We start from the raw sequence: 17,844 nt of genomic DNA, 5'->3' as shown, positions 1-17,844 counted from the left end.
AGCACGGCAGAACCGAGACGCGACAATCGCCCTGCACTAAGCGGGCGTCTGGTCTCCGGTCGGGCCGGCATCGGCCCATCCCGCTTCGGTCGCCTCGAAGCGCGATCCGGTTTCGAGCGTGCGATGCACGGGGCAGCGGTCGGCGACGCCAAGCAGTTCGGCATGCTGCGCATCGTCGATCGCGCCCGTGATCTCGACACGGCGGCTGAAGATATCGGGTTTATCGAAACCCTTGTCCTTGCGGTGCGTCACGCCGGTACGGATGCGGTCGACCGGCCACCCCTTGCGATCCGCATAGAGGCGGAGCGTCATCGTCGTGCAGGCAGCGAGCGCGGCGGATAGCAGGTTGAAGGGCGTCGGGCCCGAACCCAGACCGCCCGCACTCTCGGGCTCGTCGGCGATGAAGGCGGCCTTCCCTGCCCGCATGGCGAGCTGGAATTTGCCGAGGCGCGTTTCCTCCGCTTCCGCGTCGAACTGGCTGGCGGCAGTCGGCGGCATCGCGGGCAGATAGCGGCCGGCCCACGCCGAAATCATGTCGGCGGCGAAATCGGCGTCGCGCGCATCGGTCAAAAGATGGTCGGCGCCGTCGAGCGAGACGAAACTCTTGGGATGCTTTGCCGCGAGATAGAGGCTGGTCACATTCTCGATCCCGACGACCTGATCGATCGGCGAGTGAAGCAGCAGCAAGGGCCGCTTAAGTGACGCCACGCGCGCGCCCTGATCCTGCTCGCGCAGACTTTTGACGAACTCCTTGCGGACGGTAAAGGGCCGGCTGCCGATCGCCACGACGCCGCGACCTTCGCGCTCGATCGTCTCCAATCCCTCGGGATCGAACTGGTGGAGCGCATGTTCGACGTCGAACGGCGCCGCGATCGTCGCGATGGCGTGGACTCCGGGCAGCGACCCCGCGGCGGCCAGCACGGCCGCTCCGCCGAGGCTATGCCCGACGAGCAGCATCGGCGGCATGCCCGCCGCGGTCATCGCGTCGGCCGCGGCGACCAGGTCCTTGACATTGTGGCTGAAACCCGCCGATCCAAAATCGCCTTCGCTGGCACCAAGGCCCGTGAAGTCGAACCGCAGCACGCCGATGCCCGCACCAGCAAGGCGCCGCGAAATCCGGACCGCAGCCTTATTATCCTTTCCGCAGGTAAAGCAGTGCGCGAACAGCGCCCACGCCTTGGTCGATCCGACCGGGAGCTCAAGCCTACCCGACAGGCGTTCGCCATCGCCATTGGGAAAATCGAAGGGGCGCGTCGGCATCTCTATCTCCGGTCGCTGTTAACAAGGCTCGTCGGGCGTAGCATAAAATGCCCGAAGGCAAGAGGCGCATGACACGATCGTCAGGCGAGCCCCTCTGCCTTCAGCGTCGCCTGGACCGCGGGACGCGCTTTCAGCCGTTCGTGGAGCGCGGCAATCGCGGGCGGAACGTCGACGCCAAAGCGGCCAGCCCATGTCGTCGTCACGAACAGATAGAAATCCGCGACGGTCGGGCGGTCCCCGAACAGATAGTCGCCCTTGATCGTGTCGCCAAGGTAACGCATCCGCGCAGTGATATAGGCACTGGCGACGGCCTTTTGCTCGTCGGTGCCGTTGTGCCAGAAGGGCTTGTAGCTTTTGTGTATCTCGGTCGAAATATAGGCGAGCGCCTCGACCAGCCGTGTTCGGCCAAGCGGACCTTCGACCCCCAACTGCGGATAGACGCCCGCCAGATAGTCGAGGACAGCGATATTTTCAGTGACGATCTCGCCATTGTCGAGTTCAAGCGCCGGGACATAGCCCTTGCGCGTTACATTGTTGAAATCGGTGCCGCTCGCTGTGATCTTCGTCTTGATGTCGACGCTCTCATTCTCGAACGGCGCGCCAGCTTCGTGGAGCGCAATATGGGCGGCAAGGCTGCACGCCCATGGGCAATAATAGAGTTTCATCGATCGTCTCCTGAACGGGAAGCCGCCGGGACATCGGAGGGAGATGTCCCGGCGGCCGGGATCGGCGCTGGACGGCCGGGTCGGTAGGTCCAGCGCCCGGGGGCTCGTTACGCCGCGGCCGCCTGTTCGACCGGGTGGACGGCGCGAAGGCTGATCTGGACCGTGTTCCAGAAATTGATCGCGGCGACTGCGACCGTCAGATAGGCGATCTGCTTGTCGTCGAAATGCGCCTTCAGCAGCTCGTAATCCTCGTCGGGGGCGCCCGTTTCGGCAATGCCGGTCAACGATTCCGTCCAGTTCAGCGCGGCGCGTTCGCGGTCGGTGTAGAGCGGCGATTCCCGCCAGGCGTCCAGCAGATGGATGCGCATGTGGCTTTCGCCATGCTTCACCGCATCGGTCACATGCATGTGGATACAAAAGGCGCAGCCGTTGATCTGCGATGCGCGCAGCTTCACCAATTCGATCAGGCTGTGGTCGAGGCCCGAGGTTTCGAACGTGGCTTCGACGGCCAGCATGGCCTTCATCGCATCGGGGGCGGCCTGGAAGATATTCATACGGGGAGTCATTGCTTTTCTCCTTATTTTTCGTGGAAAATCAGAGGGCGCCAGCGGTGCTTGACCGCTCTTTTCGCGCGTCGGCGATGGCCCAGAGGCTGAGCAATCCCGTGAGGATCGCGGGCAAAGTAACCGCCGGAAAATCGCGAGCGATCGCGTCCGGACCGCATATGCCGACCGCAACTTCCCAGAAATGGAAGAACGCATGGCCCCAGAGCCACAGCGTCGCGGTCGTCCACAGCAGCACGCGATATTGAGGACGGAAGGCGCCCATGAGGAGCGACGTTCCCACGAAAAGGAAGATCAGCCCGATGTCGCGAATGAAATGCTGGTTGAAGGGCCCGGTTGTCGTGACGCCCGGAACCGCGAGATACCAGTCGCCGGGCGACCAGAGCATGAAAAGCCCGTTCGCTTCGGCGCCGATGCCGAGGATGACGGCGGTCCAGATACAAATCGTCTTGAGCATGATGATCTCCCCTTGGGTCGCGGATGATTATTTTTTCGGCGGCGGCGGGACGTTTTCGAGCCACCAGTCGAAGCGCGTCGAACCAAGCTTCGCACCGGGGCCAGGGATCAGCGAATCATCCTCGAGCCGCAGCCCGAAATAGCGTGCTTCGGGATCGACCACGATCGGGCGCGTGTCGTCGTCGAACGCCATCACCTTGCCGATGATCTCGTCGAGGTGGAATTTCTCGGGCCCGCCGATCTCGACGATGGTGTTCGCGGGCGCGGCGACCGCAACGGCCGTCACTGCGTCGGCGACATCCTCGGCGGCCATCGGCTGGATATAGGCGTGCGACAGATGAACCTCGTCGCCGACGACCGCCGATTGGCCGATACCGCGAAGAAATTCCATGAACTGCGTCGCGTGGATGATAGTGTAGGGAATGCCGCTATCGCGGATCAGCTTTTCCTGTGCCTGTTTGGCGAGGAAATAAGGGCTGACCCCCATTTTTTCAGTGCCGACGACCGACAGCGCGATATGATGGCCAACGCCCGCAGCTTTCTCGGCCTCGGCAACATTCTGGCCCGCAGTCTTGAAGAAATCGATCGCGGCCTCGTCAAAGGTCGGCGAGTTGGCGAGGTCGACGACGACCTCTGCACCCGCCAGCGCTTCGGCAAGTCCTTCGCCGGTCAGCGTGTTGACGCCGGTATTGGGCGCCGCGGCGACAGCCTGATGCCCCAGAGCATTGAGTTTGCTGACGACTTTCGAGCCGATAAGCCCGGTTCCGCCAATCACGACGATCTTCATGCCACTGCCTTTCCCTGCGACGACGCACCTTGCGTCCGTTGCCATTGGAATAGGCGTGTCACCCGCGCCGATGCAGACCTGAGAGGTGCGAAAGCCAGTGTACCATCGAGTGTTTCAGACCCGTTGGTACAATCGGGCGTTCAAATCTCGAACCTTCCGCGCACCGGCGGGCGCTGTTCTAATCCACCCATCGAGACGGTTTGCGCTCCCTACCCCTCCCCGCGCAGCCCGTCTCGACCGCATCGGCTGATGCTTCGGAACTTCGTGGAGCCGTGTTAATCGGACGTGACAGAGATGATGAACGCAGGGGTTTTTCCGGTTTCTCCCTGCGGCCAACGAATTGGCAGGCGAGCATCCTACCTGTCCGGCTCCCTTTTTTCCCGAACGACCTATGGCCGGTTCGCGAGCGTGTCGCGCGCGACGCGTTGCAGCGCCGCCGCCTGCGCGTCCGAGAGCCCGAGTTCGTCGGCGCCCTTTTCCTTTGCACCAAGCGTCGTCGGATCGATGCCGGTGATCGCGCCAAAGGTGACGAGCGCCGAGAGATAATAGCCCGCGACGCTCGCGTGATAATGGTCGTACGCCCACAGATCGAGCTGGCCATAGCCGATGCCGTCATAGGGATTGGGGTCGGCGACACCTTCGGTCATCGCGCGGTTCCAGGCCTGGCCGACCGGCACGATCCCCGCCACGGACGGATTGGCGGCGCGTGCGCGGTCGGCCGCGGCGCGGAGGTCATCGGCCATCGCCGTCACCGGCTTTCCGTACCAATGCCCCCCGGATTGATAAGTCTGGTCCGCGCGCGTCCAGGTCGCGGCGAGACGGATGTCGACGGCGGGATTGCGCGCCTTGAACAGCGCGGCCAGCCGGTCGACATTGCGCAAATAATCGGCGGGATCGCCGGGCTTTGCGCGGTCGAGCGTGCTGAATTCCTGAAGCACGACGATATCCCACGACCGGTCGAAAAGCTGGCGCCGCTCGTCATAATGGAAGCCGAGTGACTTGCCGCCCTGCGTCTCGAGACTGACGGCATAGTCGAGCCCAGCCTGCTCGGCGAACAGCTTGAACAGCGCGGGCACGCCGCCATAGCCCGCATTGTTGAGATCCGTCACCGTGCCGGCGCGCCAGTTTCGCGCCGCAGAATGCGCCCCCTGCGTAAAGCTGTTGCCGATGAAGAGGATCGTCTTCGGTGCGGCTTTTTGCGGTGCGGAGGGGGCCGCGCCGGCGGCGGCGGTCGGCGCGGGCGCGCGTTCCTTTGCCGTTGCCGCCGGCGCGACCGCGAGCGCGGCAGCGCCGATCGATAACCAGATGCCGTGCCCGTATTTCATATCAGAACTCCGTGGTGACCGAGGTGTACCAGTAGCGGCCGTAGGGGTTGTAGAGCGACCCCAGATAGCCCTCGGACGACAGCGGCGGCTTCTCGTTCGTGATATTGCGCACGCCGACACGCCAGCGCATGTCGCCGCCCAGACCGCCTGCGTCCTTGATACGCACCTGCGCATAAAGATTGCCGGTAACCTGCGACTTGACGCGCCACGGGTTGCCCTCGCTATCCACGAACGCGGTTTCGTCGACCGCGCCGGTATAACGCGCGAAGGCCCCGATCTGGAACTGGCCGAGCGACCATGTCAGCGACGCCGTCCCGCGCCATTTCGGGCGGCCATTCGCCTCGATCAGATTCTGGGTCTCGGGCAAGGGAGTCGCGGCGTTGATGTCGCCGGCCGCGCGGGCCGCAACGAGCATGTCGACCGCATCGCCAGGCGCGCGCGAGAATTTGAGCAGCCGTGTCGCGTTGACGGAGAAATCGAACTTGCCGATGTCGGTCTTGGGCGATTGCCAATAGAATGCGAAATCGAGCCCGCGGACGGTTTGCGGCTGCAGGTTGATGAACTGGTCGCGCACCGTCGTGATGCGGCCGACCGGCGTGATGCCCGTACCCGCGAACGCCGCGAGATCGTCGGCATTGGCGGCATCGCGAATGACGTTCGGGTTCGACGATCCCTGGAGGCGGAGCAGATAGTCGAGCGCCACGGCGGTATCGTTGCCGAGAATGCCGACGATGCCCTTCTGTTTGATCGACCAATAGTCGACGGTGAAGGTCATACGGCCGAGATCGGCCGGAATGAACGTCGGCTCGAACACCGCGCCGAGATTATAGTTGGTGCTCTTTTCGGGCTTCAAGTCGGGGTTGCCCGAGACGCGGCGCGAATAGCCGACATTGTTTCCGCACGCGTTGAAGTTGGCGATCCGGCCGGCGCGCAGGTCAACCTCGCAGCGCAGGAAATCCTGGCTGGTCGCAAGGCGCGCATATTCGACCGCATTGACCTGTTCGAGGTTCGGCGCGCGGAAACCCTGCGAAAAGGAACCGCGAAAGCGGATACCGTCGACGACGTCCCATGCCGCAGCGACTTTCGGCCGCACGACGCTGCCGAAGTCGCTATAATGTTCAAAACGACCGGCAAGTTGCACATCGAAGCGCCGGACGAGCGGGATGTTCATCTCTTCCGAAACCAGCGGGACGGCGAGTTCGGCATAGCCGGCGGCGACGGTACGCTTGCCGTACGTATCCGGATTGTCGCTGACCGCTGCGGCATCGCTGATCGTCACCGCGCCCGTCACGGCGTCGATGAAGGGGCTCGATCCGTCGACCGCGGAATCGCGATCGTCGCGCTGCGTTTCACGCCGCACTTCGAGGCCGAAGGCAACGCCGACGTCGCCGCCGGGCAGTGTCAGGAGATCGGCGCGCGAGGCGCGGAAATCGCCCATCGTCAGCGTCGTCTTCGACCGGCGCCGCAACTGGAACGTGATCGCGTCGATAGCGGCCTGCGAGCTGGGGGTACAATCGCCCGAACTCAGGCTGTCGATGCAGCCGCCGTTGAACGGATTATAGGCATCTGGCGTCGCAAGCGCGAGGCTCTGCTGAAGCGCCGAGCTGCGTACCGCGAGGCTGCTGTCGACTGCGGAAGCCTCGGAATAAACGAAGGCGCTGTCCCATTTGAAACCCGCAACCTCGCCGCGAACCCCGATCAGACCGCGCAGTTGCTCGCCGCTCACCTTCACCGCCTGCGGCCCGGTATCGACGAAGCGATAGGTGGTGAGCAGCACCGGCAGGCCTGCTGCGGGCACGTTGACGAGTCCCGGGATGCGATTGGGGTTGGGCTGACCATTGATCGTCGTCGCGCCGAACGGATTGTAATAGTTCGAGGCCGGGATCCATATCTGGTTGAGGTTGATCACCGGCGGCTGAATACGCGTCGTGTTGGAACGATAATATCCGAACTCGCCGAACAAAGTCAGATCGTCGGTCAGGTCGTAGTGGCCGTTGATGAAGGCATTGTAGCGCTTGACGCTCGGCATCACGGTCGTGCCGACCGCTGTGTCGAAACGCAGGTCACGGAACGCATTGTTCGTCGCGAGCGCGGTGTTCACAAGGCAGAGATCGGCGGTCAGCGCCTGCGTGCATCCGCCGAGACGCGTCGGGCGAACGGTGAACGCGCCCGCCGCCGTGGTGAGGTTCGTCGCGCCGCGGCGCGGCCGGCCACCTGTTACCGGGACCTGAAGCGCGGGCCAGGCGCCGCGCGTCGCGCGCGCGTCGGGCGTCGTTGAATCCGCGAAGTCCGGATAGTCGGCGAACAGCGGGCGGAGGTTCGCCGAAGCGGTGAAATCCTGGTCTTCCGCACGCAGCGCCGACCGATCGGTATATTCGAACGACAGCGTGACATTGCCGCGATCGAAGCTCTTGCCGGCGAGGATATTGCCCTGGAACTCACGCAGATGCGTTCCCTCGGCACCGCCATACTGCGCCTGCATCCGAAGGCCGTCGTAATTGTCCTTGAGCACCGTGTTGACGACGCCCGCGACGGCATCGGAGCCATAGAGCGCGGCGGCGCCGTCGAGCAGGACTTCGAGCCGCTGGAGCCCCGTCGTCGGGATCGCGTTCGAGTTATAGCTCAGGACCGGCACGGTGCCCGTGTCCGACAACCCCTGGCTCGCCGGGTGGGTGACGATACGGCGACCGTTCAGCAACACCAGCGTGTTGCCGACTCCGAGCGAGCGGAGGTTGACCGAGCCGACGTCGCCGCGCGCGGCGTTGCTGGTCTGGGCATTGTTGCCGGGGTTGAAGCTGACGTCGCCCATCTGCGGGATGTTGCGGATCAACTCGTCACCGCTGACTGCGCCGATCGCGTCGAGCTTGTCCTGATTGACAACGACCACGGGAAGCGCCTCGGTAACGCGCGCGCCTTCGATGCGGGTGCCGACGACGACGATATCGCCGGCGGTTTCCCCATCGGGCTGCGGCTCGTTCGCGTCGGCCGCTTCGGTAGTCGCTTCGGCTTCGGCCGTCTGGGCCTGCGCGGGTGCGCCCGCGAGAAGGCAGATCGCCGTGCTCGCCAGAAGCATTGTTCCAACTGTGCGCCTCATTTTCACTCTCCCCAATTTTATTGTTTAAATTTCCGGGCCTTGCCGGCCTCAATCGCTGTCGGTCTCTACCGGTGCCGCCGCGAGCGGCGCGGGCTCTCCGCTGAGCGCGCGGTTCAGCGCATCGCGGTCGAGCGCGTTTTCCCACATCGCGACGACGATCGCGGCGAGCGCATTGCCGATGAAGTTGGTGAGCGCGCGGCACTCGCTCATGAAACGGTCGATGCCAAGGATCAGTGCGAGCCCCGCGACGGGTACGGTCGGAACCGCGGTCAACGTCGCTGCGAGCGTGATGAAGCCTGCGCCGGTGACGCCCGCCGCCCCCTTCGAGCTCACCATCGCCACGAGCAGCAGCGCGACCTGATCGCCAAGGCTGAGGTCGACGCCCGTCGCCTGCGCAACGAATAGCGCCGCGAGCGTCATATAGATGTTCGTGCCGTCGAGGTTGAAGCTGTAGCCGGTCGGCACGACCATGCCGACCACGGGCTTGGCACAGCCCGCCTTTTCGAGCTTGTCCATCAGACTGGGCAGCGCGGCTTCGGACGACGAGGTGCCCAGCACGAGCAGAAGCTCTGCCTTGAGATATGCGATCAGGCGGAAGATCGAGAAGCCGCAGAGCCGCGCCATGCCGCCGAGGACGACCACCACGAACAGGATCGAGGTCAGGTAAAAGGTCGCGATCAACGCGCCGAGATTGACGAGCGATTCGACGCCATATTCGCCGATCGTGAAAGCCATTGCGCCGAACGCGCCGATCGGCGCAAAACGCATCAACATTCCAACGAGATAGAAGAAGACGCTCGAAAGCTTTTCGAGCATGCCAAGCACCTGCGCCCCCGCGGCGCCGGTGTGCGACAGCGCGATGCCGAACAGGATCGCCGCGAACAGCGCCTGCAGGATCGAGCCCGAAGTCAGCGCCGAAACGAAAGTCGTCGGGATGATCGCGAGCAGGAAGCCGACGAGCGACGTGTCATGCGCCTTGGCATCATATTCAGCGATCTTGGCGACCGCGTTCGGATCGAGCGTGCGGGGATCGATATTCATCCCTGCGCCCGGTTGCACCACATTGGCGACGATCAGCCCGATGATCAGCGCGAGCGTCGAGAAGAAGAGGAAATAGGCGAAGGTCTTGGCCGTCAGGCGCCCGAGCGTCTTGCCGCTGCCGACCGAAGCGATGCCGGTCGATACGGTAAGGAAGATCACCGGTGCGATGATCATCTTGACGAGGTCGATGAAACCCTTGCCGAGCGGCTGCAGCTTGACGCCGACTTCGGGCCAGAAATGGCCAAGCAGGATGCCGCCGGCAATCGCCGCAAGCACCTGCACATAGAGATGCGACCACCACGGACCGGTCTTCGCCGGCAGGTGCGTCGCATTCATGTCGATCGTGGCTGCCACCAGCCTCTCCCCATCTTTTGCGTCCGGCTCGACGCAGCCCGGGGTGTTTCCCGGCCTTTGGCTAAAAATAGGGGCGCGATGGAATCATCGTCAAACGACATAGAAAACTCATTCAAACTGTTGTTTTAATTATAATATTGTGGAACGGGCCTGCCCCACATCATCCAAATCGTGCAAAATACCGCATACGATCCCATGCATTTGTGCAATAATCCGCACATGCTCTCGCAAAGCGATTCGCCTCTGATCGGCCCCAACACCAGCCGCGAACGCCTGTTCGTCGCGGTTGCGGTGGGGCTGGCGATCCTGCTCGTCGCGGGGTTCGGCCTGGCGCAATGGGCCGCAGGTCGCGCTGCCGCGCAGGCCGAGGTCGAGGCGCGACAGAATGCACGCGCGCACGCAAGCCTGCTCGAAAGCGAACTGCAGAAATTCCGCCTGCTGCCGCGCGTGCTCACCGAATTCCCCGACGTCCGCGCCGCGCTCGCCGACAAGAGCGACGCTGCCTCGCGTCGGCTCGACCGCGAACTCGAACAACTCGCGGCGCGCACCGACGCCACGGTGATCTACGTCATCGACGCCAGCGGGATGACGATCGCGGCAAGCAACTGGCGCTCCCCAACGAGTTTTGTGGGCGAAAATTATCGCTTTCGCCCCTATTTCCAGGGCGCGATGAGACGCGGCGACGCGGAGTTGTTCGCATTGGGCACAGTCAGCGGACGCCCGGGCCTCTACCTCGCGCGCCGTGTCGATGTCGGCGGTCGCCAACTCGGCGTCATCGTGCTCAAGGTCGAGTTCGACAAGCTCGAAACCCGCTGGGCCGATTCCGCCGCGGCGACGCTCGTCACAGACGCTGCCGGGATCGTCGTGATGAGCAGTGAGCCGCGCTGGCGCTTCCGTTCCTTCGCTCCCATTTCAGCCGAGACACAGCAAAGACTTCGGGCGACGCGCAGCTATGGCGAGGCGCGGCTCGACCCGTTGCCGGTCAGCCGCGCCGGGGACGGTATCCGCATCGGCGCGGACCTGTTCCGCGAGGCCGACGAGCGCGTATCCTTTCCCGGCGGCACCCTCCGCCTCCTCCAGCCCGCCGAGCCAGCTCGAGCCAGCGCCAATGCAACCGCGCGCGTTGCCTTCCTGGTACTGCTGATCCTTGTCGGAGCTGCGATCATCACGCTGTTGCGTGTCGTCGAACGGCAGACGCTGCGTCAGGCGGCGCACGAGGCGCTCGAACGCGAGGTGGCGGCACGCACGCGCGACTTGCGGAACGCGAACGATGAACTGCGTCTAGCGTCCGAACGGCAGACCGAAACTGACCGCCGCTATCGCGCCGCGCGCGAGGAACTGGCGCAGGCCAGCCGCCTGGGATCGATCGGACAGATCACGGCGGGCGTGGCGCACGAGATCAACCAGCCCATCGCGGCGATCCGGACCTTCGCCGAAAACAGCCTCCGCTATCTGGAGCGCGCGCAGCCCGACAAGGCGCGCGGCAACCTCGACACCATCGTCGAACTGACGGCGCGCGTCGGCGCCATCACCAACGAGCTGCGAAATTTTGCGCGCCGCAAGCCGACACCGCTGGGCCCCGTCGCAGTACAATCGGCGGTCGACGGCACGCTGCTCCTGATCGGCGACCGGCTGCGCGCGCAAGGCATCGCGCTCGATGTCGGAATTGAAAATCCAGCCGCGACGGTGCACGCCGACCGCGTCCGGCTCGAACAGGTGCTCGTCAACCTTCTGCAGAATGCGGTCGATGCGGTGCAAGGCGTGAAGAATGCGCGCGTCGCGCTCCATGCGCATGGCAGCGATCCTGTCCATATCGATGTCTGCGATAATGGCCCCGGCGTTCCGGCCGAACTGTTGCCGCAGCTCTTCACACCCTTCGTCACCGGACGGCCCGACGGGCTCGGGCTCGGGCTTGCGATCGCGAGCGATATCATGGCCGAATTCGGCGGCACGCTGACCTTGATTCCCTCCCCGCTGGGTGGCGCGGGTTTCCGCCTGACGCTGAGGCCGGCATGAGCTTTTTTACCGACGAGCAGGCGATCTTCTTCGTCGACGACGATGCGGCGCTGCGCGAAGCGAATGTTCAGACGCTCGATCTGGCGGGGCTTGCCGTCGAGGCCTTTCCCGACGCGCAGAGCGTCTTACCGCGTATCGGGGCTGGCTTTCCCGGTATTGTCGTCACCGACATCCGCATGCCGGGGATGGACGGGCTCGAACTGCGCGCTGCGATCCATGCGATCGATCCCGACATCCCCGTCATCCTGATCACCGGCCACGCTGATGTCGCGATGGCGGTGCGCGCGCTGCACGACGGCGCGTTCGATTTCCTTGCCAAGCCCTTTGCCGCCGATCATCTCGTTGGCGTCGCGCGGCGGGCGTTGGCGCACCGCGCGCTGATCCTCGACAACCGGCGACTGACCGCGGCGGCGGCAGCAATCGACAGTCCGTTGATCGGCGAGAGCCCGGCGATGATGCGGCTGCGCGAGACGATCGCACAGCTCGCGCAGGCCGATATCGACGTGCTCGTCGAGGGGGAGACGGGGACGGGCAAGGAACTCGTCGCGCACATGCTCCATCGCCAGAGCCGGCGGAGCGGGGCATCCCTGGTCGCGGTGAATTGCGCCGCCTTGCCGCAGGAACTGGCCGAGGCCGAGCTGTTCGGCAGCGACCTGATCGACCGGAGCAGCGGCAAGCTCGGTCAGGCGGGACGAATCCGGAGCGCGCACCGCGGCACGCTGTTCCTCGATGAGATCGATACGATGCACCCGGCGGTGCAGGCAAAATTGCTGCGCGTAATCGAGGAGCGCGAGGTGCAGCCGATCGGCGCCAGCGCGCCCGAGCCCGTCGATCTGCGCGTCGTCGCGGCGACCAAGACCGACCTTATGGATGCGGTGCGCGGCGGCGATTTCCGCGAGGATCTCTATTATCGGCTGCACGTCGTCAAACTGCGCATTCCGCCGTTGCGCGAACGCCGCTCGGATATTCCGCAAACCTTCGCCTTCTTCCTCGACGAAGCCGCGGCGAAGATGGGCATGACCGGGTTCCAGATCGACGACGGCATCCGCCGTCACCTCGTCGAGCACGACTGGCCCGGCAATGTCCGCGAGCTCAAGAATTTCGCCTATAGCGTCGTGCTCGATCTGCCGTCGGACCCCGGCCTGTCGGCAATGCCGGCCGACGCACCGCTTGCCGAGCGCGTGCGCCGGTTCGAGGCGACGATCATTCACGACACGATGGCGCAGACGCGCGGCAATATCGCCGAGACGATGGCGCGGCTGGGTCTTCCGCGAAAGACGCTCTACGACAAGATGCAGAAGCTGGGGATCGACCCCAAGAGCTTCCGCGCCTAACGCGCCGCCGGTTTCCCCTGCGCCGCGAGCACGCGCAGGATATTTCCGCTCCACATCTTTTCGATGTCGGCATCCGAATAACCCGCGGCCTTCAGCCGTTCGGTGACCTTGGGCAACGCTGAAATATCCTCGATGCCCGGCAGACCGCCGCCGCCGTCCCAGTCCGCACCGAAGCAGATATGGTCGACGCCGCCGACCTCGATCGCGCGCAGCACCATCTTCATATAGGCGTCGAAATCGGCTGCCCACAGCTTCTCGGTCTTATCGAGTTCGCGCCACTTGCGATTGAGATCGGCTTGCTCGGCGGGCGTAATCTGGCCGATATGCTCATATTTTCCGAACAATTCGGCGCGCGCGGGCGACATGTTCATCGGCGACATGAAGATCGTCGAGATGCACATCGCCCCGCCCTTCGCGGCGAGGGCTTTCAAGCGCCCCTCGTCGAGGTTGCGCGGATGGTCGAAAGCCGAGCGCAGGCTGGAGTGCGACAGCAGGATCGGATATTTCGACAACGCCAATATCTGATCGAATGCGGCGTCCGACGAATGGCTCGCATCAATGACGATGCCAAGGCGGTTCATCTCGACGACCCATTGCTTGCCGAGCGGGCTCAGCCCCTTCCAGCGCCCCTCGCCCGTTGCGCTATCGGCGAACTGATTGTCCTTCGAATGCACGGGACCGGCAAGACGGAGTCCCTTGTTGTAGAACTCCTGCAGCAGCGACAGGTCTTCGCCGAGCGGATAGCTGTTCTCCATCGACTTGAAGGCGATCAGCTTGCCTTCCTTGTTCAGCCGCAGCGCGTCGTCCGCGGTCAAAGCGGGCGCGATCACGGCCGAATTAGCGGCGATCGTCTTGTCGATCAGGTCTGACCGCTTGCGCGCGAACGCCAGTGCATCCGCATAGCCCTTCGGCGTCAGCGGCCCCTGATCGGTATAGATGGCAAAGAAGCCACCATCGAGATTGCCGTCCTTCATCCGCGGAATGTCGAGTTGCGCCATGTCGTCGGCAAGCGCGTGGCGGTCGGCAAAACTCCAGCCCGCGCGCTCGAAATGAAGCGGCGTGTCAAGATGCGTGTCGAGCACGAGCATCCGGCTGTGCAGCGGCGCTTCGGCCGCTTTGGGCTTGTCTCCGCCCGGCGAACAGGCGGTGAGCGCGGTCGCGGTCAGCAGGATGGCGAAACGCTTCACTTCTTGTCCTCCACAGGCTTCAGGTCGAGATCGTGATAGTCCCAGCTGAAGTCGGCGATCTTGCTTACCGCCTTCAGCGTCACGCCGGTGATCTTGCCCTCGGCATCGAGCGCGAAGGTTACATAGGCGGGCTCGATCGCCGGATCGTCGAAATCGGTGACGAAGCTGTCATACTGCCAATGCTTGAGCCGCCCCGCCATCCGCGGGGTCGAGGTGAAATCGATCGTCAGGCCGGTCGATGCCTGCCCGATCACGATGTCACCATACCAGGGATCGCGGTAGCGGCCCGCATAGCGCGCCAACTCAAGCGAGGGACCGCTCTGCGCCGGCGACGCCTTTGCCTGCTTCAGATACTCGACGCCGCCTGCGAGCCGCGACTGATACCAATCCTCCCATTTCGCGATCCAGCCATAGTCGGGCTGATCGAGATAATGGTCGAGCAGGTCGTAGGTGAGGCCGAGCAGCATGCCGCTGTCCTCGCTGTTCATCATGATTGCGAAGCCGACATTCTTGTCCGGGATCATCACGACGCGCGTGATCGAACCGAAGACCCCGCCGCCATGCTGAATGATGCGGTGGCCGCGATAATCCTGCACCTGCCAGCCGAGCGCATAGGCCTGCTGCGTCGGTTGCGCGGGCTTGAGCTGATCGGGAAGCGGCGAAATCGGCATCGGGGTGACGGGCGCCCACATTTCAGCCGCCTGCTTCTCGCTGAACAGGCGTTTTCCGTCCGGCAGCGCGCCGTGCGCAAGCTGGATCTTGAGCCACGCCGCCATGTCGTCGGCGCTGAGGGCAAGGCCGCCCGCAGGCGCACCGTTGCGGCCAAGTTCGTCGCGCTCGTTGAGCGCCGCCTGCGGGCCGAGGCCGCGCAGGGGGCCCGACAGCCGCGCATGCGGCCACGACCGATTGGGAATGCGGAAACGGTCTTCGCTGTCGCTCGTCGCATTCTTCATGCCCCCCGCACGCAGGACGCGCGCGCGGATGAAGTCTTCCCAGGTCTGCCCTGTGACTTCCTCGATCAACTGGCCGGCGACGGCATAGAGGATATTGTCATAGGCATAGGCCGAGCGAAAACTCGTCTGGGGTTTCAGAAACGCGACGCGTTCGGCGGTCTGCTTGCGCGTAAGGTGCGTGCGCGGCACGAACATCAGGTCGCCCTGCCCGAGCCCCAGCCCACTGCGGTGGACGAGCAGGTCGCGGATCGTGATCTCGCGCGTGACCCACGCGTCATACATGCGGAACCACGGCATATGCTTGATGACGGGATCGTCCCACGCGATCTTGCCTTCATCGACGAGGATCGCGAGCGCCGCGGCGGTCATCGCCTTGCCGGTCGATCCGGTCTGAAAGATCGTCTGTCCATCGACCGGCGCACGTTCGCCGATCTTGCGGACACCCCAGCCGCGCGACAGCGTCGTCTTGCCATCCTCGACGATCGCGATCGACACGCCCGCCGCGCCGACTTTCTTGCGCAGCGCCTCGACGCTTTCGCCGATATCGGCGGGCGGTTCGGCCCATGCGGGCGCGGCGACCGACAACATCAGCGACAGGGCAAGCAGGCGTTTCATGGCAAAGCCTCCATATGGGGAGCGGTAGACGGGCGCAGCAGGCGCCAGGTTCCGATGGTGATGAGCGGCAGGACGAACACGCCGAGGAAAAGCCAGGCGAGGAAGCGGTATCCGCTCGCGATCAGGTCGACGAGGCCGATCTCGCCCGCGACGAACATGCAGCCGGTCAGGATCACCGCGCCAATGATTGCGCGCGCTCCGGTCGAGAGCGGCGGCCGCCCGCGGCTCTCGATCGCGCCCGAAATGCGCTCGTTGATCGCATGGACCGATCCCGCGCCGCTTTCGAGCAGGGCGGCAAAGATCATCACCTGAAACAGCACATGGAACCCCGGCACCGTCATCTGGCGGAGCAGGAAGTCCGACGGCAGGGTCTCGTCGCCGATCGCGGGATAAAAGGCCATCATCGCGACGAAGAAGAGGATCGCCGGCAGCATCGACAGCGGCCCCGCGATCAACCCGGCGACGACGGCATCGCGCTGATGCCTCAGATGCCGCAGCACGGGCAGGATCACCACCGCGCCGACGATATTATAGCTGGCATAGGTCAGCCCGCCCGCCATCCAATTGCCCGAAGGCGGCGGCGCGTTCGCGAACCCCTGACCGATCAGCCCGCCGAAACTCGCGAGCGCGAGGACCAGGAACAGTCCATAGACCGCGTAGAGCAGGATCGAGACATATTTGAACATCTGCTCGACCGCTCCGGTGCCCCAGGCGGTGACCGCGACGATCGACACCGCAAGCAACACCACGCCCATGAGTTCGGGCCAGCCGAAGGTCGCCGCACCGATCGCCCCCGCCGCGGCGCCGAACACCGCGAGAATCAGGACGACGAAGATGATGTAGGCGACCTCGAACGCGACCCAGGCAGGTCCGAGCAGTCCTTTGAAAAAGCTGCGATAATCATAGGCGCCAAGCCTGAGCGCCAACGCAAAGGTCAGCGCGGCGACGACACTCCAGATCAAAGTCGCGAGCAGCATCGCGGACAGCCCGCCCCACGGCCCCGACGGCACGAAATATTCGGCCAGTTCGCGCCCCGTCGCATAGCCGCCGCCGATGATGACGGCCTTCAGCGCAAAACCGGGCAGCAGGTAGCGCTGAAACCAGCTCGACCCGCTGCCCGTCTCGCCCACACTCACGCGAGAATGCTTTCGACGAGCGCATCGAACGCCGCGCCACCGCGGATCGGATCGGCGACGGGAAGTCCCAGCCGCTGCCGTTCGTCCGCCATCAGCGCTTCGGCCGCGTCGGCGTCATAGCTTGACGTATTAAAGCTGACGCCGCCGCAACGGATCGCGGGATTGGTTCGGCTGCCAAGGCGGATCGTCATGTCGATTACCTCCTCCACCGAAGGCAGGGCAAAGCTTTCCATGCCCAGGATCACGCTACGCGTCGGGTCGTGACAGACGACGAACACGTCGGGCTGGCTGCCGTGAAGCAGGCCGAGCGACACGGGCGCATAGGCGGGGTTGAAGATCGACCCCTGCCCCTCGATCACATCCCAGTGCGTGTCCGGCGCATCGGGGCTGAGCATCTCGGCCGCCCCTGCCTCGAAATCCGAAACCACCGCGTCCATCGGCATACCGCCGCCCGCGATCATTATGCCCGTCTGGCCGGTCGCGCGAAAATCGGCATCGACGCCGCGCGCGACGAAGGCCCGGTGCAATGCAAGCGCGGTATATTTCTTGCCGAGCGCGCAATCGGTTCCGACGGTGAGCAACCGCTTACCAGTGCGTTTGCGCCCCGTTCCTACCGGGATCGCGGGCGGCGGAGTACGGATGTCGATAAGGCGCTGCCCTGTGCGCGCAGCCGCCTCGACAAGCGCGGGAACGCTCGTCAGCTTGGTGTGGAGCCCGCTGACGATGTCGAGCCCCACCTCCATCGCCTCGACGAGCACCGCGACCCACGCCGCGCCGATGATGCCGCCCTGATTGGCGACACCGATCACCAGCGAGCGAGCGCCCGCTGCCCGCGCTTCGGCGGGCGACAGGCGCGGCAGGCCGGTCGAAACGGTACAGCCGTCGATCGCCCATTCGCCCGTGCAGCGATCGCCCGCCCAGTCGGCAAGGCCAAAGGCGGTCTTGGCATAGGCCGCATTCGTTGTGTCGCCGAGGAACAGCAGATAGGGCTGCGGCAGGGTCAGGCTGCCCTCCAGCCTGCCGATAGGCACGTTCATCTTGTCCAACTCCAATCCGCC

At 64.5% G+C, this 17,844-nt stretch carries 14 protein-coding genes; 2 read left to right on the top strand and 12 right to left on the bottom strand.

Going from position 1 to position 17,844, the window contains the following annotated elements; translation table 11 throughout:
• Positions 1 to 36 precede the first annotated feature (36 nt).
• From KEC45_RS05200 to KEC45_RS05165, 8 genes are all read right to left on the bottom strand, one after another.
• Positions 37 to 1,260, bottom strand: coding sequence for a bifunctional alpha/beta hydrolase/OsmC family protein (locus KEC45_RS05200; protein WP_062182222.1), 1,224 nt, complete (start codon positions 1,258 to 1,260; stop codon positions 37 to 39).
• Positions 1,261 to 1,340: 80 nt separating this feature from the next.
• Complete coding sequence (locus tag KEC45_RS05195) at positions 1,341 to 1,925, bottom strand: glutathione S-transferase family protein (protein WP_062182226.1); 585 nt, start codon at positions 1,923 to 1,925, stop codon at positions 1,341 to 1,343.
• 107 nt (positions 1,926 to 2,032) lie between these two features.
• Entirely contained in the window at positions 2,033 to 2,491 is a 459-nt protein-coding gene (locus KEC45_RS05190) for a carboxymuconolactone decarboxylase family protein (RefSeq protein WP_062182229.1), read from the bottom strand.
• 28 nt (positions 2,492 to 2,519) lie between these two features.
• Positions 2,520 to 2,945 carry a hypothetical protein gene (locus KEC45_RS05185; protein ID WP_193749170.1) on the bottom strand — a complete coding sequence of 142 codons (426 nt, stop codon included), beginning with the start codon at positions 2,943 to 2,945 and terminating at the stop codon, positions 2,520 to 2,522.
• A 27-nt stretch (positions 2,946 to 2,972) separates the two neighbouring features.
• Positions 2,973 to 3,731, bottom strand: a complete 759-nt coding sequence (locus tag KEC45_RS05180; protein WP_062182235.1) for an SDR family oxidoreductase — start codon at positions 3,729 to 3,731, stop codon at positions 2,973 to 2,975.
• Positions 3,732 to 4,120: 389 nt separating this feature from the next.
• Positions 4,121 to 5,056: a DUF4886 domain-containing protein gene (locus tag KEC45_RS05175; RefSeq protein WP_062182238.1), complete on the bottom strand. Its 936-nt coding sequence runs from the start codon at positions 5,054 to 5,056 to the stop codon at positions 4,121 to 4,123.
• A 1-nt stretch (position 5,057) separates the two neighbouring features.
• A complete protein-coding gene (locus KEC45_RS05170) occupies positions 5,058 to 8,150 on the bottom strand; it encodes a TonB-dependent receptor (RefSeq protein ID WP_152682386.1) in 3,093 nt (1,030 codons plus the stop codon).
• Positions 8,151 to 8,198: 48 nt separating this feature from the next.
• Entirely contained in the window at positions 8,199 to 9,527 is a 1,329-nt protein-coding gene (locus tag KEC45_RS05165; protein WP_062184111.1) for a dicarboxylate/amino acid:cation symporter, read from the bottom strand.
• Between the two features lie 237 nt (positions 9,528 to 9,764).
• Here KEC45_RS05165 and KEC45_RS05160 point away from each other — a divergent pair, with 237 nt between their 5' ends.
• Positions 9,765 to 11,561, top strand: coding sequence for an ATP-binding protein (locus KEC45_RS05160; protein ID WP_062184116.1), 1,797 nt, complete (start codon positions 9,765 to 9,767; stop codon positions 11,559 to 11,561).
• Positions 11,558 to 12,895, top strand: a complete 1,338-nt coding sequence (locus tag KEC45_RS05155) for a sigma-54 dependent transcriptional regulator (protein ID WP_062182245.1) — start codon at positions 11,558 to 11,560, stop codon at positions 12,893 to 12,895. Before KEC45_RS05160 ends, KEC45_RS05155 begins: the two co-directional genes overlap by 4 nt.
• Here KEC45_RS05155 and KEC45_RS05150 read toward each other — a convergent pair.
• Genes KEC45_RS05150 through KEC45_RS05135 form a run of 4 tightly spaced genes read right to left on the bottom strand, consistent with a single transcriptional unit; the run spans position 12,892 to position 17,823 of the window.
• The gene (locus tag KEC45_RS05150) at positions 12,892 to 14,082 is read right to left on the bottom strand and encodes a dipeptidase (protein ID WP_062182247.1); all 1,191 of its coding nucleotides are present in this window, start codon (positions 14,080 to 14,082) and stop codon (positions 12,892 to 12,894) included. The genes KEC45_RS05155 and KEC45_RS05150 overlap by 4 nt on opposite strands.
• Entirely contained in the window at positions 14,079 to 15,650 is a 1,572-nt protein-coding gene (locus KEC45_RS05145) for a serine hydrolase (protein ID WP_062182250.1), read from the bottom strand. Before KEC45_RS05145 ends, KEC45_RS05150 begins: the two co-directional genes overlap by 4 nt.
• Positions 15,647 to 16,786, bottom strand: a complete 1,140-nt coding sequence (locus KEC45_RS05140; RefSeq protein WP_062182253.1) for a hypothetical protein — start codon at positions 16,784 to 16,786, stop codon at positions 15,647 to 15,649. The genes KEC45_RS05145 and KEC45_RS05140 overlap by 4 nt, the downstream gene beginning before the upstream one ends.
• Entirely contained in the window at positions 16,783 to 17,823 is a 1,041-nt protein-coding gene (locus KEC45_RS05135) for a DUF1611 domain-containing protein (protein WP_062184114.1), read from the bottom strand. The genes KEC45_RS05140 and KEC45_RS05135 overlap by 4 nt, the downstream gene beginning before the upstream one ends.
• Positions 17,824 to 17,844: the final 21 nt, after the last annotated feature.

The sequence above is a fragment of the Sphingopyxis sp. USTB-05 genome, assembly GCF_023822045.1.
Lineage (GTDB): Bacteria > Pseudomonadota > Alphaproteobacteria > Sphingomonadales > Sphingomonadaceae > Sphingopyxis.
The sequence above is the reverse complement of the archived record's forward strand: the minus strand, read 5'-3'. Positions and strand labels throughout refer to the sequence as shown.

Coding starts and splice junctions, on each gene's coding strand:
- KEC45_RS05200 (WP_062182222.1), bottom strand. CDS start 1,260: ATGCCGACGCGCCCCTTCGATTTTCCCAATGGCGATGGCGAACGCCTG.
- KEC45_RS05195 (WP_062182226.1), bottom strand. CDS start 1,925: ATGAAACTCTATTATTGCCCATGGGCGTGCAGCCTTGCCGCCCATATT.
- KEC45_RS05190 (WP_062182229.1), bottom strand. CDS start 2,491: ATGACTCCCCGTATGAATATCTTCCAGGCCGCCCCCGATGCGATGAAG.
- KEC45_RS05185 (WP_193749170.1), bottom strand. CDS start 2,945: ATGCTCAAGACGATTTGTATCTGGACCGCCGTCATCCTCGGCATCGGC.
- KEC45_RS05180 (WP_062182235.1), bottom strand. CDS start 3,731: ATGAAGATCGTCGTGATTGGCGGAACCGGGCTTATCGGCTCGAAAGTC.
- KEC45_RS05175 (WP_062182238.1), bottom strand. CDS start 5,056: ATGAAATACGGGCACGGCATCTGGTTATCGATCGGCGCTGCCGCGCTC.
- KEC45_RS05170 (WP_152682386.1), bottom strand. CDS start 8,150: ATGAGGCGCACAGTTGGAACAATGCTTCTGGCGAGCACGGCGATCTGC.
- KEC45_RS05165 (WP_062184111.1), bottom strand. CDS start 9,527: ATGAATGCGACGCACCTGCCGGCGAAGACCGGTCCGTGGTGGTCGCAT.
- KEC45_RS05160 (WP_062184116.1), top strand. CDS start 9,765: ATGCTCTCGCAAAGCGATTCGCCTCTGATCGGCCCCAACACCAGCCGC.
- KEC45_RS05155 (WP_062182245.1), top strand. CDS start 11,558: ATGAGCTTTTTTACCGACGAGCAGGCGATCTTCTTCGTCGACGACGAT.
- KEC45_RS05145 (WP_062182250.1), bottom strand. CDS start 15,650: ATGAAACGCCTGCTTGCCCTGTCGCTGATGTTGTCGGTCGCCGCGCCC.
- KEC45_RS05135 (WP_062184114.1), bottom strand. CDS start 17,823: ATGAACGTGCCTATCGGCAGGCTGGAGGGCAGCCTGACCCTGCCGCAG.